General features: G+C 60.8%; 19 protein-coding genes. 4 read left to right on the forward strand and 15 right to left on the reverse strand.

Annotated features, from left to right (window positions below):
- The first annotated feature begins 7 nt into the window (after positions 1-7).
- The 4 genes from VRY85_RS05815 (at position 8) to VRY85_RS05830 (ending at position 6,508) form a co-directional block, all read left to right on the forward strand.
- Positions 8-1,432 carry a cbb3-type cytochrome c oxidase subunit I gene (locus VRY85_RS05815; RefSeq protein WP_414597667.1) on the forward strand — a complete coding sequence of 475 codons (1,425 nt, stop codon included), beginning with the start codon at positions 8-10 and terminating at the stop codon, positions 1,430-1,432.
- Positions 1,416-2,318 carry a CbbQ/NirQ/NorQ/GpvN family protein gene (locus tag VRY85_RS05820; RefSeq protein WP_414597668.1) on the forward strand — a complete coding sequence of 301 codons (903 nt, stop codon included), beginning with the start codon at positions 1,416-1,418 and terminating at the stop codon, positions 2,316-2,318. The genes VRY85_RS05815 and VRY85_RS05820 overlap by 17 nt, the downstream gene beginning before the upstream one ends.
- Before the next feature lie 20 nt (positions 2,319-2,338).
- The gene (locus VRY85_RS05825) at positions 2,339-4,423 is read left to right on the forward strand and encodes a VWA domain-containing protein (protein WP_414597669.1); all 2,085 of its coding nucleotides are present in this window, start codon (positions 2,339-2,341) and stop codon (positions 4,421-4,423) included.
- Between the two features lie 801 nt (positions 4,424-5,224).
- Complete coding sequence (locus tag VRY85_RS05830) at positions 5,225-6,508, forward strand: tyrosine-type recombinase/integrase (protein WP_414597670.1); 1,284 nt, start codon at positions 5,225-5,227, stop codon at positions 6,506-6,508.
- A 6-nt stretch (positions 6,509-6,514) separates the two neighbouring features.
- Here the strand turns inward: VRY85_RS05830 and VRY85_RS05835 are convergent, their stop codons facing one another.
- The 15 genes from VRY85_RS05835 to VRY85_RS05905 all read right to left on the reverse strand — a co-directional run bounded on the left by VRY85_RS05835 (position 6,515) and on the right by VRY85_RS05905 (position 21,648).
- Entirely contained in the window at positions 6,515-6,811 is a 297-nt protein-coding gene (locus VRY85_RS05835; RefSeq protein WP_414597671.1) for a helix-turn-helix transcriptional regulator, read from the reverse strand.
- A 155-nt stretch (positions 6,812-6,966) separates the two neighbouring features.
- On the reverse strand, positions 6,967-9,468 hold the full coding sequence (locus tag VRY85_RS05840) for a toll/interleukin-1 receptor domain-containing protein (protein WP_414597672.1): 2,502 nt from the start codon (positions 9,466-9,468) through the stop codon (positions 6,967-6,969).
- 186 nt (positions 9,469-9,654) lie between these two features.
- Complete coding sequence (locus tag VRY85_RS05845) at positions 9,655-9,864, reverse strand: DUF2274 domain-containing protein (protein ID WP_414597673.1); 210 nt, start codon at positions 9,862-9,864, stop codon at positions 9,655-9,657.
- A 4-nt stretch (positions 9,865-9,868) separates the two neighbouring features.
- On the reverse strand, positions 9,869-11,125 hold the full coding sequence (locus tag VRY85_RS05850) for a TrbI/VirB10 family protein (RefSeq protein WP_414597674.1): 1,257 nt from the start codon (positions 11,123-11,125) through the stop codon (positions 9,869-9,871).
- An 11-nt stretch (positions 11,126-11,136) separates the two neighbouring features.
- Entirely contained in the window at positions 11,137-12,111 is a 975-nt protein-coding gene (gene trbG, locus VRY85_RS05855) for a P-type conjugative transfer protein TrbG (protein WP_414597675.1), read from the reverse strand.
- Complete coding sequence (trbF, locus tag VRY85_RS05860; RefSeq protein ID WP_414597676.1) at positions 12,108-12,821, reverse strand: conjugal transfer protein TrbF; 714 nt, start codon at positions 12,819-12,821, stop codon at positions 12,108-12,110. The genes trbG and trbF overlap by 4 nt, the downstream gene beginning before the upstream one ends.
- 12 nt (positions 12,822-12,833) lie before the next feature.
- On the reverse strand, positions 12,834-14,123 hold the full coding sequence (gene trbL, locus VRY85_RS05865; protein WP_414597677.1) for a P-type conjugative transfer protein TrbL: 1,290 nt from the start codon (positions 14,121-14,123) through the stop codon (positions 12,834-12,836).
- 2 nt (positions 14,124-14,125) lie between these two features.
- A complete protein-coding gene (locus VRY85_RS05870; protein WP_414597678.1) occupies positions 14,126-14,332 on the reverse strand; it encodes a hypothetical protein in 207 nt (68 codons plus the stop codon).
- 12 nt (positions 14,333-14,344) lie between these two features.
- Positions 14,345-15,067, reverse strand: coding sequence for a P-type conjugative transfer protein TrbJ (gene trbJ, locus VRY85_RS05875; protein WP_414597679.1), 723 nt, complete (start codon positions 15,065-15,067; stop codon positions 14,345-14,347).
- The gene (gene trbE / locus VRY85_RS05880) at positions 15,064-17,529 is read right to left on the reverse strand and encodes a conjugal transfer protein TrbE (RefSeq protein WP_414597680.1); all 2,466 of its coding nucleotides are present in this window, start codon (positions 17,527-17,529) and stop codon (positions 15,064-15,066) included. The genes trbJ and trbE overlap by 4 nt, the downstream gene beginning before the upstream one ends.
- A gap of 10 nt (positions 17,530-17,539) precedes the next feature.
- The gene (locus tag VRY85_RS05885) at positions 17,540-17,803 is read right to left on the reverse strand and encodes a VirB3 family type IV secretion system protein (RefSeq protein ID WP_414597681.1); all 264 of its coding nucleotides are present in this window, start codon (positions 17,801-17,803) and stop codon (positions 17,540-17,542) included.
- Positions 17,800-18,135 (reverse strand): TrbC/VirB2 family protein, encoded by a 336-nt coding sequence (locus VRY85_RS05890; RefSeq protein ID WP_414597682.1) that lies wholly within the window; start codon positions 18,133-18,135, stop codon positions 17,800-17,802. Before VRY85_RS05890 ends, VRY85_RS05885 begins: the two co-directional genes overlap by 4 nt.
- On the reverse strand, positions 18,132-19,118 hold the full coding sequence (gene trbB, locus VRY85_RS05895) for a P-type conjugative transfer ATPase TrbB (RefSeq protein WP_414597683.1): 987 nt from the start codon (positions 19,116-19,118) through the stop codon (positions 18,132-18,134). Before trbB ends, VRY85_RS05890 begins: the two co-directional genes overlap by 4 nt.
- Complete coding sequence (locus VRY85_RS05900; protein WP_414597684.1) at positions 19,115-19,645, reverse strand: CopG family transcriptional regulator; 531 nt, start codon at positions 19,643-19,645, stop codon at positions 19,115-19,117. The genes trbB and VRY85_RS05900 overlap by 4 nt, the downstream gene beginning before the upstream one ends.
- A complete protein-coding gene (locus VRY85_RS05905) occupies positions 19,642-21,648 on the reverse strand; it encodes a conjugal transfer protein TraG (protein ID WP_414597685.1) in 2,007 nt (668 codons plus the stop codon). The genes VRY85_RS05900 and VRY85_RS05905 overlap by 4 nt, the downstream gene beginning before the upstream one ends.

The raw sequence follows: 21,648 nt of genomic DNA on the forward strand, positions 1-21,648 counted from the left end.
GCCTGCCATGCGATACAAATCACAATCCGTTGCCTATTGGTACTTCGCCCTGGCTTTGGTCCTGTTCGGCCTGCAGCTCGTCTTCGGCTTGCTATCGGCGTCCAAATACCTGGGGCCTGATCCACTTCTCAATATTCTGCCCTTTGACGTCACCAAAACCATTCACACCAACCTTCTGATTGTGTGGGTGCTGACAGGCTTCATGGGCGCCACATACTGGATCATTGCCGACGAATCGCGCTCTGAACTCTACAGCGTGAAACTGGCTTACATCCAGCTAGGCATCTGGGCCATCATGGGCGTCACAGCAGTCATTGGATACCTGTTTGGCTACGGCACAGGCAATAAATTGCTGGAACAGCCTCTGCCACACAAGATTGCCATCGTGGTCTGCATGCTGATCTTTCTCTACAACATCGTCATGACGATACGGCAGTCAGGCCGCTTCACCACTACCGAAGGCGTGTTGTTGCTTGGCCTGGCCAGCTCAGCCGTGCTGTACCTGCCGGCCTTGCTCAGCTGGGATAACTACGTCATCGCTATCTACTACCGCTGGTGGACCATCCACCTGTGGGTAGAAGGCGTATGGGAAATGATCCAAGGCTCCTTCTTGGCTTATCTGCTCATCCGCCTCTCGGGAGCCGACCGCGAAGTCCTGGAAAAATGGCTGTATGTCATTGTTGGCCTCGTGTTTATTGCGGGCATTCTGGGTACGGCCCACCACTATTACTGGGTGGGTGTGCCGCATTACTGGCTACCCTTGGGCGGTTTCTTTAGCGCTCTGGAACCCGTTGCCCTGGTCGGCATGGCGATGTACGCCTACTTCTCTATCCGCCGCGGCGGTGTGCGCCACCCCAATGTGCTGGCCTTGCACTGGACCATCGGCAGCGCATTGTTCACCTTGTTTGGTGCCGGTTTGTTGGGCCTGGCCCACACCTTCCCCGCCATCAACAAATGGACGCACGGCACGCTGATCACCGCCATGCACGGCCACGCCGCCTTCTACGGTGCCTATGCCATGATTGTCATGGCCGTCATCAGCTATGCCCTGCCCACCCTCACCCAAAACCGCAAAATGGAAGGTAGCGCCGTGGGTTACTGGGCCTTCTGGCTGCAAATGGGCGGCATGTTCGGCATGACACTATCGTTCGCCACTGCCGGCATTGGCCAAGTTTACTTGGAGCGCGTACTGGGCATTGGCTATCTGGACGTGCAACTGAAGATCCAGATCCATTTCGTCATGCTGATCATCACCGCCTCCATGTTTGCCATTGGCGTGCTGCTCTTCATCTACGACTTCTTCCGCCACGCCCCGCGGTTGGAACCCATTGACGAAACGGAACTGTTCCCCGATACCCCTCCGCTGCGTGGCCCAAGCCACTTCCAAGCCGGCCATACAGGAGACGCAAGGCTGAATGAACAAGTTGGATGACGCACTACAACCCCTGGGGCCGGATGCTTACGCAGCGTCCGGCCCGCAAATAAACGAAACACAGGCCAAGGCGGCGCAACTGGCACAAGACGGCCTACGCCCGCCGCCTGACATAGAACCTTACTACCTGGCCACACACGACGAAATTCAGCTTTTTGAACTGTGCCATGAAAACGGACTGGCCGTCATGCTAAAAGGCCCGACCGGCTGCGGCAAAACCCGCTTCGTCGAGCACATGGCCTGGAAGCTACAACGCCCGCTGGTGACGGTTTCCTGCCACGACGACCTAAGCGCCAGCGACCTGATTGGCCGCTATCTCATTCATCACGATAGCGTCCAATGGCAGGACGGCCCCCTGACTACCGCGGCTCGCCTGGGCGCCATCTGTTATCTAGACGAAATCGTCGAAGCTCGCCAGGACACCATCGTGGTGCTGCATTCGCTCACCGACCACCGCCGCACGCTCACCATCGACAAAACGGGTGAAGTACTGGAAGCCGCCCCGGGTTTCCAAATGGTGATTTCCTACAACCCCGGCTACCAGCGCATGATGAAAGACCTAAAGCCCAGCACCCGCCAGCGGTTTGTGGCGCTGGATTTCGACTTCCCCGCGCCAGATCACGAAGCTGGCATCGTGGCCCATGAAGGCGGCATCAGCCACCAGGATGCCCAGACGCTTGTCGCACTGGCCGGCAAGCTGCGCGCGTTTCAGGATCGAGGTCTGGCCGAAGCCCCCAGCACACGGCTGCTGGTTGCCACAGCTCAGTTAATGAAACGCGGCATCGGTATCAAACGTGCCTGCCAAGTGGCACTGGTTTCGCCCTTGTCGGATGACGCCGGGCTGCTGGACGCCATGAACGACTTGCTGGACCTTTCCCTGGCATAAGGCCGGGCTAGGCGCGCGACATGGCAGAAGCCGAAGACGTCGTCCAAGACGTAGCCCGATACGCCACGCTACATATCCGCCGCCTGTGGCTCAGGCACCGGGGCACCGCCGACTCACCGCGCCCGCTCAGCCTGCCGGAAGTCCGCCAGCGCATCGACCTGCTGATTCATGCCGTACATGGCTTCAGCCTGCCGTTAAGAATCGCGCATATTCCCGCCCGCCCTACCGTACTCACCCGGCTATTCCGACGCCACGACGTACGCCAATCCGGCCTGGCAATCCCCTGTACGGACGGAAGATCGATCTGGCTGCCCATGGAGCTTGCACTGCCTGTTCCGATAATGGCATTGACCGCGCCCGCGTCAGCGGAATGGCGGCAATACCAACAGAAGGCCGCAGAACTCTTTCGTACCATAGCGCTGCAACAAGCCAGCCGCGCCCTGCGCGGGAGCGCCACACAGGTCGCCCAAGCCCCCTGCCCCCGCAGCTTGGCGCTATACACCTTACTGGAAGCGCAGGCCGCCGACGAGCACTTGGTCGCGGAACTGCCCGGCCTGGCGCCAGCGGTTGAACAGCTACGCAAATGGGCGCTCAGCCTGCGGCCCCCCATCGACAGCCTGCCGCCCGCCTGCCGCCCCATTGAGGCACTGGCCCAAAGCATTCTGTCCACACCGCTGAATCAACCTGTTGAAGGCCTGCCTTGGCCACCCGCGCCTAGCCCGCAACAGCAGATGGAAGCCGCCGAATGGCTGGTGCGTGAACACAAAACTCCGCACACCAAACTGCCACGCGCCCAAGCCCTATTCAAAGACTGCTGGACGGGCGAAATCCTGCCCTCGCCACCCGAACACCCGCAGCAATCTGTACCGGGCCAGGCGCTGCCACCGGACTTCGACCCCCCGACTCGCAGCGCCCACATGCCTCGCAGCCCCAAGGAAAGAAAAGCCGAAGAGGACGAAGACAAAAAAGAACCAGGCGTATGGATGATCCACGCAGGCGACCCGCTGGAAAAAGCGGAAGACCCAAAAGGCACGCAACGCCCCACCGACCGCGACGAAGAAACCGCCAGTGAAGAATTCGCCGACGCCTTGTCGGAACTGCCGGAGGCGCGGCTAGTGAGCACTTCCACACCAGCCAAAGAAGTCCTGCTGTCCGACGACACGCCAGACCGCCGGCACCAGACCCGAGAGGAAAAAACCGCAGAAAACACGCCGCAGATCCACTACCCCGAATGGGACTACCGCATCAACGGCTATCACCACCCGGGCGCCATCATCCACCTGCTGCCCGCCCAGCACGGGCCCGGACTCTGGGTGGAAAAAACTCTGGCACGCCACCGCAGCATGCTAGACACCATCCGCCGCCGCTTTGAAATGCTGCAGGCTGACCGCGTCTGGCTGCGCCGCCGCCTGGACGGCGACGAAATCGACCTCGACGCCTACACCGAAGCCCGCTGCGACCTGCGCAGCGGCCTGTCCATGCCTCAGGCCTTGTACCGACAACAACGCCGCCAAGCGCGCAACATCGCCATTGTGCTGCTGGTGGATATCAGCGGCTCAACCGACTCCTACCTGGCCGACGGCCGCCGCATCATCGATGTAGAACGCGAAGCCCTGCTGCTGGTAGCCATCGCCCTGCAACACATGGGCGAACCCTATTCCATCCAGGCATTTTCCGGCGACGGAAGGCGCCGCGTCACCCTCAGCACCCTGAAGTACTTCAACGAACCCTATAGCGAAGACGTCGCCCTACGCATTGCCGCTTTGGAACCCCAGTACTACACCCGCACCGGCGCAGCCCTGCGCCACAGCACCGCCGAACTCATGCAACAACCGGCAGAACATCGCCTGCTGTTACTGCTATCGGACGGCAAACCCAATGATTCCGACATCTATGAAGGCCGCTACGGCGTAGAAGACACCCGCCGCGCCGTAGAAGAAGCCCGCCTACAAGGCGCACACCCCTTCTGCCTGACCATAGACCGCCAGGCCGCCGGATATTTATCAAAAATATTCGGCCATGGCCACTACGCGCTGCTAAGCAAACCACAAGAGCTGCCTACCGTTCTGTTGGACTGGATGCGCAGACTAATGGCAGGCACATAAAATTTATGTATAATTGCGGACTTCCTGCCGTGTGTTGTTATCTGCAACATACCTCCCTGCCCGGGTGGTGAAATTGGTAGACGCAGGGGACTCAAAAATAGGTACTTCTACCTATTTGCACTATGAGTTCAATGCTCACCAAGCCGCATGGGATAAGGGTTTGCAGGGATTTGTAGCTTCTTTGCGAAAACATTGATTTTCGCTCTAGGAGCCAAATAGGAGCCAGACCAGTTCATACTGGTTCCTAGCAGGTGGTAGTAAGTAGTAGTGAAGTAGAACTGCTTCACAATTTTGCCCGGGTGGTGAAATTGGTAGACGCAGGGGACTCAGACCAAATTTGAGCCCTCCGAGGGAAACCTCAGAGGTGAAGCCCGTCAAACTCGGTGAAGGCCCTGGACGATAAGTCCGAGCTAATGCCGAGCCAAGCCCTGGAGCCGAAAGGCCCCTCGGAAGGTGTAGAGAGCAGACGGCGGGCACCTAAGGCAAAGCGATAACACGCGATGCTACGGTGAAGGCGTGCTCCAGACCACGAACGTCATGCTTCGGCATGGCGGCGATGAAAATCGAAGTGGTAAGAAAATCCCCCGCCGCAAGGCGTGCCGGTTCGATTCCGGCCCCGGGCACCAACGATTTGTTCCGCACAGGTTCAGATTGCACCAAATTCTCAAGAAAATCATGAGGTTAGACTAGAAACCTGACCCATGAGGTTCCATCAAGTCTCAGCAAATCCCAACGTTGCGTGCCCCCAAAGGTGTACCCTAGACTGGTCGTACCCAGTTTTCTTTTTGCAGGGGTACACCTATGGGATTCCTGACTGACCTCAAAGTCCGCACCGCTTCGCCCAGCACCAAAGAGTACATGCTGAATGACGGCGACGGCCTCCACCTGCGCGTACGTGCATCCAACAAAAGCTGGCTCTACCGGTACAAATCCGGCACGAAGCAGATCAAGATCGGCTTGGGTGCCTACCCTGCCGTGACACTGGCAATGGCGCGAGAGCTGGCCAGAGAAGCGAACGCGCTACGCGCCCAAGGCATCGACCCCCAAGATGCCCGACGGGAGCAACAAGAGCAGGCCAAGATCGCCAAGATGAACACGTTCGAACTGATGGCCCGCGCCTGGCTCGAAAGTGCCAGCAAGGATCGCATCTGGTCAGCCGGCTACAAAAGCAAAGTCACCCGTCACTTGGAGATTCACGTGTTCCCTTGGGTGGGCGACAAAGCAATGGAGACCATCAGGCCACCCGAAATCGTTCGATGCCTGCATCGCATCAAAGACCGCGGCAACCTGGAAACGGCGCAGCGTGTCCGCGAGGCCGTCCAACATGTCTATCAGTACGCTGTGGATACGGGCGTATTGGAGCCCGCCCAGAACTTCGTCAACAACCGTACTGGGGGCTTGCCAACACCGCGCGGCCGCCACTACGCCGCCATCACTGACCCACAGCTACTTGGCCAGCTCCTGAGAGATATGCGGTCCTATTCCGGCAACTTCATTTCCGTGGCCGCCCTGCGCTTGGCTCCCTTGGTCTTCCAACGGCCCGGCCAACTGCGTCTGGCTCATTGGGAAGATGTCGATCTCAAAAAGGGTCTGTGGCGCTGCCCGCCAGAGAACATGAAGATGCGTGAATGGCAGAAACGCGATAATCGCACGCCGGCCCACATCGTGCCGCTATCGCGCCAGGCCCGACGGATTCTGGAAGATCTATTGCCCATTACCGGACCGACAGGTCCCGTGTTCCCCAACATGGCCAGACGCTCTGACAAGTCACGCTACATCAGTGAAAACACGATCAACTCGGCTTTGCGCACGCTGGGCTACGACACCAAGGAACAGATCACGGGCCACGGGTTCCGGGCTACCGCACGCACGATGATTCGGGAGTACCTGGGCTGGGAGCCGGACGTCATCGAACGCCACCTGGCGCACGTGTCGAAGGAAGAATTGGGCGCCAGTTACGATCGCGCGACTTTCCTGGCGCAACGTAAGGTGATGGTGCAGCAGTGGGCAGACTTCCTGGATGAGCTTGAGGCAGGCAAGATGCCCAAACTGGCGGAAAACGTCCTTTGGCTTAAGCGGGCATAAGACAGCCTACAGGCGAACCTGTCGGACTCTGGCTCCCTGGCGTGTCTTCCTTATCATGCAGGACTGCATAAAACGAAAACCAGACGGGTCTTCTGCCCATTGCTCTAGTTCTTCTCGGCGCCATCCCTTAGCCTTACCACCCAGGGAAACAGGAGGCGGGAAATTGCCGGCGGCAATGCGACGATAAAGGCTGGAACGGCTTAATGCCGTCATTCGTAACACATCACGCATACGGTAGAACATCGGCGCCAACGGGTCGCTGGGCATACCATTGTCAGTCGGCGTAGTCTGAAGGTCGGACATGTCGGTCTCCTGTTGTTCCATATGACCTCAGAATGCCGTGAAATGCGATGGATTAACACTCACTCAGGCTAAGACAAGCGTAGTGGCCAGACTGCTTCGACTGCGGACGTTCAGAAGACACGCTGACCTAGTTCCCGCTTTCGCATCAAGAACTGCTAACTTGCGTGAGTGCCGCCAACAGCCCTTACCGATACGCTGCCCGCAACCGCTGCGAGCTTTTCAAGGAACCTTGTGCGCGCCTCATCGGTGAAGTGCTTTGTTACTTCGCCCGCCCTGCTTTGTGCCGTCGGTAGGTCGCCTTGAACGGCGGCGAGATAGGCGCGCTGCATGCCTAGCGTCTTAGTCGACAAGCTCGCGCCGTCGTTCACAAGAGCTTCGAGGCGGCGCAGCGCGTCCTGCATGGCGGCCTCGTCGCGGAAGCTCATACCTATGTCGAACTTCGCCAGCATCGGGTAGATAGCGCGGGGGAACGCAGCAATGGCGTCATCGATTTGATTAAGAGCTCGATGGTCATGTGTGCACCGTGCCGAAACGAGTGCCCGCCCGATCATCGCCATCTGGCGAGCGCGCTCGCTGCCCACCGCTTCTAACTCTGCGCAGAGCACTTCAAGCTGGGTAAAATGTTGTTCTGGGTTGCTGCCCATTACTAGTGCGCGGAAATACGCTTGGATGTGGAACTGGTTGGTCCGGTTTTCCTCATAGTTCTTCTGAGCCATATCCCTCGCCTCGTCGTACTGCTCCATCTGCAGCAGAACCTCAATCAGTTCCCGTTTGGCCCGAACGCCGACGAAGGGTCCCGTAACAACGCGATTGAGCCGCTCAATAGCATCACGCTGGCGACCAACGAGGCGATAGTAGTAGCCTAGGATAAAGTGGTGCTCATCCCCGTGAATACGCTGGGCTTCGTCCAGCACACGGCTATCCCGCAGACGGGCGAGCACCAGACAAAGGTAGTAACGCACATCCTGGACAAGTTGCGAATCTAAACTTCGCTCTTTCGCCAGCAGAACGTCCGCCAACTGGACGGCGCGCCTCAGCCCCCCCCGGTCGTAGTAAAGCTCCTTGATAGCTCGCAGGATATGCGAAGGAATCAAAATCTTGGGGTCCAGACTCTGACCGCTAGCGAGCGCATTTTTAACCAGAAATGCAACTCGCGACGAATCATAGTCGTTCCAGTTGCCGCGCCGGATATCACCTTCGATTGCGATGTTGACAGCTTTCTGAAGCTCAGGAGCCAAGTTGAGGTTATTCCGCTTCACGTAATCGCGAACCGAATCCACCAACCTTACGAACTCTCCTTCCGCTCCGATTAGCTCACACACATGCTCCGAGATTAAATCGCCGATTAGGGAAGCGAGCGGGTCCGCGTTGAATACTTGGCAAAGGAACTCGACACTAAATACTTCCGACTGCGCTAGAAGCCGAATTACATTGAGCGCGGCCTCATTTTCTTCGAAGGGGCGCAACAACATCAACGCCTTCTCCCCATTAAACTCCACTATTTCATGAGATCGATCCAGCGCGCCTTTGACGCCGAATCGCGCAACAAGGTCTACGGCAAAGAACACCTCGTCGGGAAACCCATGGAGTAGGTCGGCGAACATTTCGAAATCTTCGTTACTTAGCGCGACACCCTCAATTTGTAGAAGACGAGCAAAGAGTCGGCGGCGTTCTGACGAATCTAGCTCACCCAAGGAGCACGAAAAGACTGCCGGTTGCAGTTGCCGCGCCGAGCCAGGATGGAGGGCCCAGCGCGAGGCTACAAATATCAGAGGCATACCGGCCAGGTCCGCATTGTTGGCAATAGCAGCGAACCAGGGGGCCAGCGTCCGCTCAAAGGTGACGAGACATCCTTCATCGAGCACGATCACTCGCTCTTTGAAATTCGCCAGATCCTTTAGCAAGCCTACCGAAATTTCAACCTTCTCATCGAGTGTCCGCTCGGTAAGGTTCAATTCGGTGTAATTCGTATCCGACGCCCCAAGATCTAAGAGTCTTAAGATAAAGTCCTCGATGCTCGCGTGGCGGTCGAGATGAAGAACAGGGAAGTCCTTGTCTGGCCCCACAAGCCCTAGCTTCCGCAAGGCGTTCAAGATTAGCGTGCGTCGACCAATCGATGGCGGGCCTCCAACGACCGAAAGCACGGGCTTAGACCGGCTGAAATCATCGAAGCGACGCTCGAACGCTTCAATCTGCACGTTGCGACCGACAAAAGCACTTTGGCGCTCTTTCAGCTTGGGATGTTTCGCCCAGCTTGCCTGCCTTAATTTCTGCTGGATGCGGCGCGCAGCGATAACGGGCCGGGGGACTTGCCTCAGGTTGTAGTTGTCCCTAAGCCATTTTGGTATGCGTGGATCGTCGTGAGCTACATTACGGTCAATCACGATCGGATAAACGCACTTAAGCGAACCGCTCGCCAGTCTAACCGACGCACCATCCACCTCTTGCTGAACCCACTCAGAATCGAGCGACTTGCTGGAGATGAAAAGGCAAAACACGGTACTTTCATCCAACCCACGGATAATCTCGTTGAGGGTCAGCTCGCCAGACTCAAACGAGACCTCGTCATAAACGATGTCCTCCGCCGCTAGGCGTGCCGCCACAATGCCGACGTAACTTTCCTTATCCGCACTCGAATGAGATAAAAATGCCTTCATGGTCAATCCTTATAGTGTCGCATGCGCGCCGTATAAGCTATTTCGTCACAGCCCGCGTGAGGCTACCCCACCTTAAGCGCATTCGGCATAGCGTCGATCACTTAATCTGAGTGGCCTTAGATCGGCATGTCTGATGACTGCTTTTGACCGCAAGTAGCCACTCAACCTCTACCATTAACAGTTACTTCATTTTACTTTCCTAAACCCCCTATCACCAGCCATAAACCGCTCCAACATATACGGAATCAGCGTTAAAGCATCCACGTTTTCCCCATGTTCCTGGCTGTGAGCGGCTGCATACCGCTCCAAATCCTCCAGCAACGACTGCGACATCTGCACTGTCACCTTCACCTGCCGCACCTTCGGCAGCGGCCCTAATCTCAGTTTTGTCGCCATACCCTCACCTATTGATGAACAGCGGCCGATACGGTCGCAGTGTGATGTCTCGGTTCACGACCACCCGAACCGGCATTCCCTGCCGTATGGTGAGCGTGGGCTGGATGTTCATGTTGCGCCGGGTCATTTCTTGACCGACCTGATTGATGCTGTCGTGCAGGCCGTCCCTGGTCGCCACGACCACTCTTCCTTCGCTGCCTGACAGATCTGGTGCAGCCAGTTCCGCTGTCACGCCAAGCAACGTGGTCAGCGCCGCACCCGCCAGGATCCGATCCCAGTGCCAGTCCACATCGTCCTCCAGGCCAGCGAATCCGGCAGGATCTGCAGCGGCCAAGCTATCGAGCGTCACCGACGAGGTATCCGGCAACACGATGCGATCCCATACGGCCTGAACTCTGCTCTGCCCATAGGCCACCTGACTGTTGTAGCGCCCCATCAGGCGTGAGCCCTGCGGGATGAGCACATGTTGACCTGTCGCGCTGTCATAGACGGGCTCCGTGATGTTCGCGATGATCTCTCCAGGCAGATCAGACTTGATGCCCGTCACCAAGGCAGCCGATATAACGGTGCCAGCCATCAAGGTGTACGGCGCACGTGGCGCTGTCAGCCCTTGCATAGCGACTTTGCTTTGCTGCCCCGACCGGGCGAAGGCCTCTTTTTTGCCCTGGAGGTTCTGAGCCGGTACGGCGTCCACTGCGCCTGCAGTGCCAGCAGTATTCAGCGCCAAGTCCGGCACTTCCATGCCGGATGCTGTTCCAGCAATAGCCGAACCGGATGCGCTTTTATCCGTCGTCTTGTAGAACAAGGGTGCCCGCGCCGCTTCCTCTGCTTCTTTCAACCTTGCCAACCGTTCCGCTTCTGCTGCATCCGGGCCTCCAGCCAGCCGCGCCTCAGTTTCACGCTCCGCACGCAGAATGGGCCGCCCCAAATCTCCAGGCAAGGGGTCGCCCAGTACGGGCACGGGCTGCACCCGCTCAGGCGGCAGCTTGATCTGGCTGTAGTCACGCGGCAAGGTTTCCAGCCCCTCCGCCCTGGAAATCCGATCGACGTTGTAAAGCTCCTCGGTCTCTCCCTGTCCACGCTTGACGGGCTGCAATGACCACATAAGCGCGCCCATCACCAGCAGTGTCCCACCGCCGGCCAGGACCGCCAGCGTGCGCCGGTTCAGGCGCGTGACGCGCTGCGGTTCGGCGCGCAGGCGTACGGACTCGGGAGAGACCTTGGGCGGCATGATGTCAGGCTCGATCTGGTTCTCACTCATGTCGGCCTCCATCAGCGGGATTTCACATCATTGCGGCTGATGCGCACGACCTGCTGACGCTCGCCGCCCAAACGCAGCTCCACCGCCCCAAACAGCCTATCCACGATGTAATACGGGGCCTGGTAGCGGTGATTGACCAATTGCAGATCACCCTCCGGCCCCACCAGGAACAGCGGCGGCAATTCGCCCTGGGCGATGCCGGCCGGGAACTGGATATAGACCTTGCGCCCATCATCAAAAGCTCGCAATGGCCGCCACGCCGGCTTGTCGCCCGTGATGTCATAGCGGAACTGCAACTGATCAACAGACAGGCCTGCTGCCAATGGCGTCACCTGCCGGGCAGCCTGCGCCTGCGCATTCAGGGCGTCCAGCCGGTCCTGCGGATAGTCCCAGGAGACCGACGCCATCCAGGCAGATTCTGTAGAGGTCAGTTCCAGCAGGTAGATGCGCCGGTCGGTCGTCACCACCAAGTTGGTCTTCAGACCCGCACGAACAGGCTTGACCTGAAGGTTCGGGCGCTGCGTGGCGTCGCTGCCGCTCATCGAATCCCCAAGAATCCACCGTACCGTATCGCCTGCGGACACGTCGATGAGACGTTCACCCGGCTGCAACTGGATGAGGGTGACCCGGCCAGGGCTGGCATAGACCTGGTACAACGCGCCTTCCGTGTACGGCCAGACCTGGATGGCATTGATGAAGCCATCGCGTGTCGGAGCCATCCTGGCCTCCTTGTTGGCCTGCGCCACGCGCGCCGTGGGGCTGGCAGGCTCGGCCTTGCTTGGTTTAGCGTCGAGTTCCTTCAACTGCCCGGGCAACGGCAGCGGCTCAGGCATGGCGACCACCTCGATGGGCGTGGGCGGCGCATCCAGCGCAAAGGTTTCCGAGACGGTCACCTCATCCAAAGAGATTTCCGGCGGCGGCGTGCCACGCGAAGCGCAGCCAGCAAGGACGGCGCAAGCGATCAGCGTCAGGCTCAACGATTTCATGGGGTGTTTCCTCCTGTAGATTGGCTCGACGACAACTGGCGGCTCCAACTGATGCCGTCCACGTAGATGCCCAAGGGGTTGGCGCGCAGCTTCGCCTCGGTGTTGGGCGCTTGCAGCACCACAGTCAGAATCGCCGTCCACCGCTCTGAACCGGCCAGGGAGCCGTTCACATAGCGGCGCTCCATCCACTGCACCTGGAAGGAACGTTCGCTGGCGCGCACGATGCTCTCGATCTCCACCGTGGCAGTTTCCTTGCCCACCTTGGCAAAGGGGTCGTTGGCACGGGCGTGCTCGTTCAGGAACGCCGCACCCCTGTCCGTGGTGTAGTCATAGGCAGCCAGCCAGTTGTCGCGCACAACGACGGGATCCAGCGAGATGGCGCGCACGCGCTGCATGAAACCGGCCAGGTGGTGGGCGATCTGGGCGTCGGTCGGCCGGTACGGGGCTTCAGCAGGCCCGACCGCCCGCACTTGCCCGAGCGTGTCCACTTCCACCACAAAGGGAGTGACCAGCGATTGGGAGGTTCGCCAGACATAGGCGGCCGACATGGCGATGGCCCAAGCAATGCAAGCAAAGGCCATCAATCGCCAGTTGCGCGTCTGGGCGTGCGAGCTGCCCAGACGGCCATCCCAGACCTGACCGGCTTTCTGATACGGCGTGATGGGCTCCGGTGTCTGGCTGTACTTCACGCTGGGGCGTCGAAACAACATGAGTGATCTCCTTTAAGAATTCGAGTCGTCACGCAGGCTGGGGCTGGGACCGGATCCACCGCCGCCATCGCCCGAGCGCACGGCATGCGCGGCCATCGTGGCGCCATGCGCCGCCCGATGCCGTGATTGCGCCCGTTTGGCCCAAGCGGGCTGAGCGCCGGCGCTGGCTACCGCACCGCCAGTCGCGGCTCCGGCACGTGCGTCACCGGCAGCGCCCATGACGGCGGCCTTGGCGCGCTTGCCGACCGCACTCGCCCCGGATCGAGCCACCTCTTTCAAGCCTGCGGCGACGGCCTGCTTGCCAGACTTCCCGGAAAAACTGGCTCCTTCCACATAGGCGTTGCGTGCGCTCTTGGCAACGGATGCCCCGGCCCTGACGCCTCCTATGCCTGCACGACCGGCAGCAAGGCCCGTTCGTGCCGCGAGACCAGCCCCGGCCACGCCGGCAGCAGCCATACCCGCCACACCCAACGCCGTACCGGCAGCGGCCCCAGCGCCCAGCTGCGGCGCACCGGACACCAACCCTGTGGCAATGCCTGGCCCGAAAATGCCCAAGCCCAGCATGGCAAGAGACGCCAGCATCACGGCCACGGCCTGATCCATCGTGGGCTCGGCCCCGATGCCGGTGCGGAAATCGTTGAACACGTGCGTGCTGATGCCCAGGATCACGGCGAGCACCAGCACCTTGATGCCCGAGGCCACCACATTGCCCAGCACCTTCTCGGCCAGGAAGGCAGTCTTGTTCCACAGCGCAAACGGCACCAGCACAAAGCCCGCCAGGGTCGTGAGCTTGAATTCCAGCAGCGTGATGAACAGTTGAATGGCTAGGATCAGAAAGCTGAACACCACGATGATCCACGCGAGGAACAGCACGACAATGACGTCGAGATTCGCAAAGACCTTGGTGATGCCGGACAACTCCCCGATGCGTTTCAGCAGCGGCGCGCCGGTGTCCACGCCGACCTGCGCCACGCGCCCCGGCTGCAGGAACTCGGTAATCGACAGTGACGAGCCAGAAGCGATCAGTCCAAGCCCCGCGAAGGACTTGAACACAATGGCCGAGAGCGCATTGAAGTTGCCGATGATGAAAGCAAACGCCCCGACATACAGCACCTTCTTGATGAGCTTGCCCGTCACATTGTCCTGGCCGCCCGTCGCCCACAGCAGGCCAGCCAGCGTCATGTCGATGACCACGAGCGTGGCGGTCAGAAACGCGACCTCACCGCCCAGCAGCCCGAAACCGCTGTCGATATAGCGCGAGAAGACCTGCGTGAACTTGTCGATGATGGCCAGATCGTTCATGGTCAGAACCCGTCCACCGGCTGCGGGGTGTAGTTGGATTTGCCGTCGCCATAAAAGTGATCACGCACGGCTTTGGCCTCACGCTGCGCCTGAGCATCCGTTTCAGGCGTAACTAACAAGACATCCGCAGCCTCTGTCTCTTGCGCCCGCTCTCCGCAGGCCGGCAGGACAAAGCAGCAAGCCACTACAGCAGAAAAGTGTATCCACATGGCTCGCCTCCTTCAGTCATAGAACCGGACAGATTCCGGCGTGTATTGCCCTTTCCCGTCGCCCAGGAAGCGGCGGCGCACCTCACGCGCCTGGGCTTCGTCCGCCACGGCGCGCGCCTTGTCGATGGCAATGGCCCGGTCCTGCGCGATCTGCAGTTGCTGTTGCTGAATCGCCTGCTTGGCCTGCAGGGCCAGCAATTGGTTGGTCGCCTGCATGGCTTGCAAGGAGCCGGCGGCGGACTGGCTTTGCGCCACCAGATCGGCCAATACGCCTTCGTCATCGCGCAGGTTCTGCACGGACTGGGCCTGCAGCTTGACCGTCGTGCGTATCGCCTCCAGCGACTGGTTCCAGCGCTCGCGAGCATCGACCACCATCTGATCGCTGGTCAGCGCCGCGCCCATCTCTTCCGGGTACAGGCGCGAGAAATCCACTTCCAGCCGCGACACATCGTAGGCCAGGCCTCGGGCCTCATCGATCAGGCGCGTGGTCGTGGCAATGGCCGAGCGCAGACGGTTGACGCTGTCGAAATCCAGCGTCGCCAGATTCTTGGCCTGGTTGATCAGCATCTGCGCTTCGTTTTCCAGTTGCCTGATCTGGTTGTTGATCTGCTCCAAAGCGCGCACCGCCGTCAGCAGGTTCTGGCTGTAGTTACTGGGATCGAACACCGTCAAGGCGTGGGCAGGAATCGCCATCCAGAGTGCGGCGGCCAGCAGGCAATGCATGGGCTTTTTCATGAGACATCCTCCGTCGGTGGGTTTTGGATGGAATCGGTGGCAGGTGAGGCGGATGCTCCGCCGTACCCGCTCAACATCTGCGCTGCCCAGTCCAGGCCTTTGTGGCGCAGCCAGCCCGACGCGAATCCGTCCGGCCCATGGGCTGCCAGCACGGCGTCCATAGCGCGCTGATCTTCCGGCGTAGATGCGCCTACAAACGCCAGCGCCACGGGGCCCAGCCCCAGGTCAAAGACACGATTGCCCAGCCTCGACTGGTAGTAGTAGTCTCGCTTGGGTTGGGCGTGGGCGATCAACTGGATCTGTCGGGCGTTCAACCCGAAGCCCTCGTAGATCGTGCGAATCTGCGGCTCAGACGCTTGCGGGTTGGGCAGGAAGATGCGACTCGCGCAGCTTTCGATGACGGCAGGCGCAATGGACGACTCCTTGATGTCGGCCAAGGACTGGGTATCGAAGACGACCGAAACCTGTTTTTTCCGCAAGGTCTTCAGCCACTGCCGCAGCCGCGCTGAGAACAAGGGGTGATCCAGAAACGTCCAGGCTTCGCTCAGGAACAGCATGGTTGGGGAACCATCAAACCGCTCTTCCAGACGCGCAAACAAGTAATCCAGCACCGCGAGCACAGCGGCTCTACTCGCCATCAGGTCTTCCATCTCGAAGCACTGCACATCGGCCACGCCCAGGCGGTCATGCTCCGCATCGAACAGCTTGCCGTATGCGCCGCCCAGCACATAGGGCGCAAGCGCCTGGCGCAGCCGGTTCGATTGCAAGAGCGCGCACAGCCCCGTCATCGTGCGCTGCCCGACCGGTGCGCTGGCCAAACTGCCCAGCGCCGACCAGATGGCTGCCTTCTCATCAGGGCCGACCGTCTCGCCTTCCATGACCAGCCGTCCTTCAACCCACTCGGCGGCTTGGCTGCGGTACGCGGGCTCGTCCACACGGGCCAGCGGCTGAAAGGCAATCTCACCCTTGGCGCTCAGGTCGTAGTGCTCTCCGCCCAGGCCCAGGATGGCCGCGCGCAGCGACCGGCCGACATCAAAGGCGAAGATGCGCGCACCGGCGTAGCGCCGGAACTGCAGCGCCAGGGTCGCCACCAGTACCGACTTGCCCATACCGGTCGGTCCGACAATCATCGTGTGCCCAACGTCGCCGATATGGGTCACCAGCCGGAACGGCGTTGCGCCATCGGTGCGCGTGACGATGAGCGGCGGTCCGTCCAGGTGTTGATTCCTCTCCTGTCCGGCCCAAACCGCCGAGACCGGCATCATGTGCGCCAAATTCAGCGTGGAGACCAGATACTGACGGACATTGGCGTAGCAATGCCCCGGCAAGGACGACAGCCAGGCATCCACCGAATTCAAGGTCTCGGGCATGGTCACAAAGCCCCGGCCCTGAATCGCCCGCTCAACCAACCGCCGTTTCTCATCGGCAAGGCTGGGGTCGGGATCCATGACAACGACTGTGCTCGTCAGGTAGCCGTAGGCCACATCGTCCGAACCCAGTTCCTGCAAGGCGGCATCGGCATCCAGCGCCTTGTTGTCCGCATCGTTATCGACCAGCGGGCTTTCCTGCTGAGACAGGGTTTCGCGCAGCAAGGCCACCACGCTCTTGCGCTTGGCAAACCACTGACGGCGCAGGCGCGTCAGTTCCGACTGGGCTTGCGCCTTGTCCAGACAGATAAAGCGCGTCATCCAGCGATACGCAAAGCCCAGCCGGTTCAGGTCATCCAGAATGCCGGGCCAGGTCGAAGCCGGGAAGCCCCGCACCGACACCACCCGCAGGTGCTGGTCGCCCAGCATCGGCGCCAAGCCTCCCACCAACGGGCAGTCCGTCAGCAGGCTGTCCAGGTAGAACGGCACTTCGGGCACCGATATCCGATGGCGGCGCGTTGAGATGGTTCCATGCAAGTACGTCAGCAGCTCTGCACTGCCCAACCACGCCAGCTCGGGCACGACGCCCTCCAACAGGCCATAGAACCGCTGGGTTTCCGACACGAACCCGGCCAGCCGCTCACGCCAGTCCACGCCTTTGCTGTCCTGGTTTTCGTAGATCAGCCGGGCGGCGCGGGCTCGGGACTCTTCCGGTGCCAACCAGACCACCGTCAGGTAGTAGGCGCTCTCGAAGTGCGACCCCACATCATCGAAGGCAGACCGTCGCTCTTCATCTACCAGCCAGGACAGGCCTTCAGGGAATGTCGATTCCGGGTAAGCGCGAGCCGGACCGCGTTCGGCTTCCACGAACAGCGCCCAGCCTGAACCCAGGCGTTTGAGCGCATTGTTCAGCCTGGCCGTGACGGCCACCAGCTCGGAATCCGTGGCGCTGTCCAGGTCCGGCCCGCGAAACCTGGCCGTGCGGGCAAATGCGCCATCCTTGTTCAGCACGACACCATCAGCGACCAACCCCGCCCAGGGCAGCCAATCGGCCAACAGCGCCGGACGCTTGCGGTATTCGGTCAGATTCATCATGGCCGCGCCCTTAAACGTCCAGCAACGCGGGATGCTTCACGTGCCGCGCGAACACCTGCATGAACTGCACATCTATGCGCGCTCCCCAGACCGCCAGCATATGGCCGACAAACCAGCAGGCCACGCCTGCCAGCCATAGCTGCAGGCCCAGCCCGATGGCGGCGGCCAGCGTGCCGTTGGCAATCGCTACCGTGCGCGGTGCGCCGCCCAGAAGAATCGGCTCGGTCAGCGCCCGATGCAGCGGGGCTTCAAACCCGTCTGGCAGGCCGCTCATACCAGCGCCCCGCCCGAGAAGCTAAAGAAAGACAGAAAGAAACTGGACGCCGCAAAGGCAATGGACAGACCAAAGACGATCTGAATCAGCCGCCGAAAGCCGCCTGACGTGTCGCCAAAGGCCAAGGTAAGGCCTGTCACGATGATGATGATCACCGCCACGATGCGGGCCACCGGCCCTTGGACAGACTCCAGAATGGATTGCAGCGGCGCCTCCCAGGGCATCTTGGAGCCGGCCGCCTGCAAGCCGCCGGCTGCAGCCAGCATCAGCAGTACGCCCAGGCGGCGCGCATAGTCACGGGTTTGAACGGTAAAAGAACGGACGGGTTTCATGCGATATCTCCCAGGGTGCAGTGTTGGGGCTCAAGCAGGTAGCGGTCGCCTTGGACGCCGGTGACGCGCACGATCTCGCGCACGCGGCGAGCCGTTCCGCGCCCAGCGAGGAAAACAATGACGTTGACGGTCTCGGCGATCAGCGCCCGAGGCGGCACCGCTGACACTTCAAGGGTCAGTTGCTCCAGCCGCATCAGTGCGCCGTAGGCGGAATTGGCGTGCAACGTAGCGACGCCGCCCGGGTGGCCCGTGCCCCAGGCCTTGAGCAAGTCCAAGGCTTCAGAGCCCCGGACCTCGCCGACGATGATGCGATCAGGCCGCTGACGCAGTGTGGAACGCACAAGATCCGCCATCGAGGCCGAACCCGGCTTGGTGCGCAGTTGCACGTGGTCTTCGTTGACGCACTGCAATTCCACCGTGTCCTCCAGGATCAGCACGCGATCGCCGCTGCGCCCGATCTCGGCCAGCAGCGCATTGGTCAGGGTGGTCTTGCCGGAACTCGTGCCGCCGGCCACCAGGATGTTCAGGCGTTCGGCCACGGCATGGCGCAAGAACTCAGCCTGTTCATCAGCCAGAATGCCGTCGCGCACGTAATCGTCCAGGGTGAAAACACCTGCCGCATGCTTGCGGATGCAGAATGCGGGGGCATAGACAATGGGCGGCAGCACGCCTTCAAATCGCTCACCATTGCCCGGCAGTTCCGCCGACAGGATGGGCAGGCCGCGATGGACCTCCTGCTGCACGCTGGCCGCCACCAGCCGGATGATGCGCTCGGCATCCTGGCTGGAAAGCATCACGTCAGTGCAGATGCGGCCATTGCCCAAGCGGTCCAACCAGAGCCGCCCATCGGGATTGAGCATGATTTCCGCGACCTCGGGGTCGGCCAGCGCCGCCGTGATCGCCGGGCCGAAGGCGGTGTGCAGCATCCTCAGGCTGCGTTGCTGGGATTCATCGTCTTCCGACTGCCATGCCTGCCTGCTCATGCCTCATCTCCTTGCTCGCTTTCTGGTGAAACCTGCGCCACTGCTTCGTTACCCTCAGACTGGTGGGGAACGGGTGCTTGGACGGCATCCCCGCTGAAGAGCCCCTCCTGCTCGGGGTAGATTTCTTCATGCACCTCACGCACCAGGCTGCGCCCGCGCTGCAGATGACGGGCCAACTGGTCTATGAACTGGGCATAACGCAGCTTGCCTTGAGCGCGTGCCGCCTCCTGATGCTCGGCCGGCACCGTCGCTGACACCGTGAGCGAGTAGCGGACAAACAGCGCTAAGGTCTCGATGAGAATGTTCTGATCACGCTCCAGCTTGTCGAACTGGCGAGACAGCCGGTCCAGGCGGCGGGCAAAGGCCGCTTCGCGTTGGTCGGCAGCATCCGGCGACAGAAACGAGGCCAGCGCAGCCGCGACAATGGACGACTTGGACACGCCGCGATGCGCCGACAGATCCTCCAGGCGTCGGGCGTGATCGGGCTGAATAAAAAGGTTCAGACGGTGTTTACGTCCCAGGCTCATAGCGGTATCCCATCGTCTGGATCAAGGGCAGCCAGTCGCGCCGCCCGCTGAAGGCGGCGGTCTGGCGTCATGGGCAGCGGCATGTCATCCAGGTCGGCCAGGAGCCTGAAATCGTCGTTCTCGTCGGCCAGCGCGATGCCAGGCTCCAAGACCAGCTCGGGCTTGACCTGCAGGCCGCCGTCATCGATCGACTCAGCCACAGGCGTGGCTATCGCATCGTCAGGCTCAGGCACGCGGAGATGGCTCCAGTCATCGGGCCTTGGCGCGGGCCGGTCCCGATACGCCCCTTCACCCAGCACGGGCGGCGGCAGCACCCGGCTCGTGAAATTGCGGTCCTCGTAGTAGCGCAGCTTGTGGGCTCGGATGGGCGGCTGACCGGACACCATGACGATCTGCTCGTCAGGCGGCAGTTGCATGATTTCGCCGGGAGTGCGCAGCGGCCTGGCCGTCTCCTGGCGAGACACCATCAAGTGGCCCAGCCACGGCGCCAGCCGGTGGCCGGCATAGTTGCGCTGGGCGCGTAGCTCCGTGGCCGTACCCAGGGAGTCCGATATCCGCTTAGCCGTGCGTTCGTCGTTGGTCGCAAACGTCACGCGCACATGGCAGTTATCCAGAATGGAGTTGTTCGGCCCGTAAGCCTTGTCCACCTGGTTCAGAGATTGGGCGATCAGGAAGGCGCGCAGGTCATAGCCCGCCATGAAGGCCAGCGCCGACTCGAAGAAATCCAGACGGCCCAGGGCCGGGAATTCGTCCAGCATCAGCAGCAGCTTGTGCTTGCGCTCGATGCCATCCGAGCCATCCATCGATTCAGTCAGGCGACGTCCAATCTGGTTGAGGATTAGGCGAATCAGCGGCTTGGTGCGGCTGATGTCCGAAGGCGGCACCACCAGATAAAGGGAGACGGGGTTGTCGGCGGCAATCAGGTCGGCAATACGCCAATCGCACCGCGAGGTCACTTCGGCCACTGTTGGGTCGCGGTACAGGCCCAGGAACGACATGGCGGTTGAAAGCACGCCGGAACGTTCGTTCTCGGACTTGTTCAACACTTCACGCGCGGCGGACGCCACCACCGGATGCGGGCCATCGTTCAGGTGCCGGGTGTGCATCATGCGATGCAAGGTCAGCTCAAACGGGCACTCGGGGTCCGACAGGAAGTTGGCGACACCACACAGCGTCTTGTCCTCGCCGGCGTAGAGCACGTGCAAAATGGCTCCGACCAGCAGCGCGTGCGAGGTCTTCTCCCAGTGATTGCGTCGCTCCAACGCCCCTTCGGGGTCCACCAGGATGTCGGCAATGTTCTGCACATCCCGGACTTCATGCGTGCCCAGGCGCACCTCCATCAGCGGGTTGTAATGCGCCGACAGCGGATTCGTCGGGTCAAACAGCAGGCAGTGAGAAAAGCGTGCACGCCAGCCCGCCGTCAGCTTCCATATCTCACCCTTGATGTCGTGAACAACGCAGGATCCCAACCAGGACAGCATGGTCGGCACCACCAGCCCCACGCCCTTGCCCGAGCGGGTCGGTGCGAACGCCATGACGTGCTCTGCCCCTTCATGGCGCAGATAGTGATAGTGCGTCTTGTCTTTGATGCGCCCAAGGAACACGCCCTCCTGGCGCAACATGCCGCTTTTACGGACTTCCTCGAAACTGGACCAGCGTGCAGAGCCATAGGTCGATACGCGCTTGGCAAGCCTGGCGCGATGGACCGACATGCCAACGGCCACACCGGCTGACAGCACTCCACCCATGGAGGCAATGGCGCCTCCGCGCGCAAACACGTCTGGCGCGTACGCCTCGAAGGAGAACCACCAGGGGAAGAGTTGCCAGGGGTAATAAACGGGAACGTCAGCAACGTACCCCACGGGCTCGCCCAGCCGTGGCGAATATCCCAGGGCTGCGGCGGTGTACTGGGTTCCGGCCCACAGGCACGCGAAGGCAACGGCGCAGACTGCAATGATCTGCCCGAACAGCACCCCTGTTTGTGCCGATGCCTTCTCCGCCAT

This window comes from Achromobacter sp. F4_2707 (genome assembly GCF_047501535.1).
Lineage (GTDB): Bacteria > Pseudomonadota > Gammaproteobacteria > Burkholderiales > Burkholderiaceae_B > Yanghanlia.

Excerpts from the sequence above, each read along its gene's own strand:
- VRY85_RS05815 (WP_414597667.1), top strand. The coding sequence starts at position 8 with ATGCGATACAAATCACAATCCGTTGCCTATTGGTACTTCGCCCTGGCT.
- VRY85_RS05820 (WP_414597668.1), top strand. The coding sequence starts at position 1,416 with ATGAACAAGTTGGATGACGCACTACAACCCCTGGGGCCGGATGCTTAC.
- VRY85_RS05825 (WP_414597669.1), top strand. The coding sequence starts at position 2,339 with ATGGCAGAAGCCGAAGACGTCGTCCAAGACGTAGCCCGATACGCCACG.
- VRY85_RS05830 (WP_414597670.1), top strand. The coding sequence starts at position 5,225 with ATGGGATTCCTGACTGACCTCAAAGTCCGCACCGCTTCGCCCAGCACC.
- VRY85_RS05835 (WP_414597671.1), bottom strand. The coding sequence starts at position 6,811 with ATGTCCGACCTTCAGACTACGCCGACTGACAATGGTATGCCCAGCGAC.
- VRY85_RS05840 (WP_414597672.1), bottom strand. The coding sequence starts at position 9,468 with ATGAAGGCATTTTTATCTCATTCGAGTGCGGATAAGGAAAGTTACGTC.
- VRY85_RS05845 (WP_414597673.1), bottom strand. The coding sequence starts at position 9,864 with ATGGCGACAAAACTGAGATTAGGGCCGCTGCCGAAGGTGCGGCAGGTG.
- VRY85_RS05850 (WP_414597674.1), bottom strand. The coding sequence starts at position 11,125 with ATGAGTGAGAACCAGATCGAGCCTGACATCATGCCGCCCAAGGTCTCT.
- trbG (WP_414597675.1), bottom strand. The coding sequence starts at position 12,111 with ATGAAATCGTTGAGCCTGACGCTGATCGCTTGCGCCGTCCTTGCTGGC.
- trbF (WP_414597676.1), bottom strand. The coding sequence starts at position 12,821 with ATGTTGTTTCGACGCCCCAGCGTGAAGTACAGCCAGACACCGGAGCCC.
- trbL (WP_414597677.1), bottom strand. The coding sequence starts at position 14,123 with ATGAACGATCTGGCCATCATCGACAAGTTCACGCAGGTCTTCTCGCGC.
- VRY85_RS05870 (WP_414597678.1), bottom strand. The coding sequence starts at position 14,332 with ATGTGGATACACTTTTCTGCTGTAGTGGCTTGCTGCTTTGTCCTGCCG.
- trbJ (WP_414597679.1), bottom strand. The coding sequence starts at position 15,067 with ATGAAAAAGCCCATGCATTGCCTGCTGGCCGCCGCACTCTGGATGGCG.
- trbE (WP_414597680.1), bottom strand. The coding sequence starts at position 17,529 with ATGATGAATCTGACCGAATACCGCAAGCGTCCGGCGCTGTTGGCCGAT.
- VRY85_RS05885 (WP_414597681.1), bottom strand. The coding sequence starts at position 17,803 with ATGAGCGGCCTGCCAGACGGGTTTGAAGCCCCGCTGCATCGGGCGCTG.
- VRY85_RS05890 (WP_414597682.1), bottom strand. The coding sequence starts at position 18,135 with ATGAAACCCGTCCGTTCTTTTACCGTTCAAACCCGTGACTATGCGCGC.
- trbB (WP_414597683.1), bottom strand. The coding sequence starts at position 19,118 with ATGAGCAGGCAGGCATGGCAGTCGGAAGACGATGAATCCCAGCAACGC.
- VRY85_RS05900 (WP_414597684.1), bottom strand. The coding sequence starts at position 19,645 with ATGAGCCTGGGACGTAAACACCGTCTGAACCTTTTTATTCAGCCCGAT.
- VRY85_RS05905 (WP_414597685.1), bottom strand. The coding sequence starts at position 21,648 with ATGGCGGAGAAGGCATCGGCACAAACAGGGGTGCTGTTCGGGCAGATC.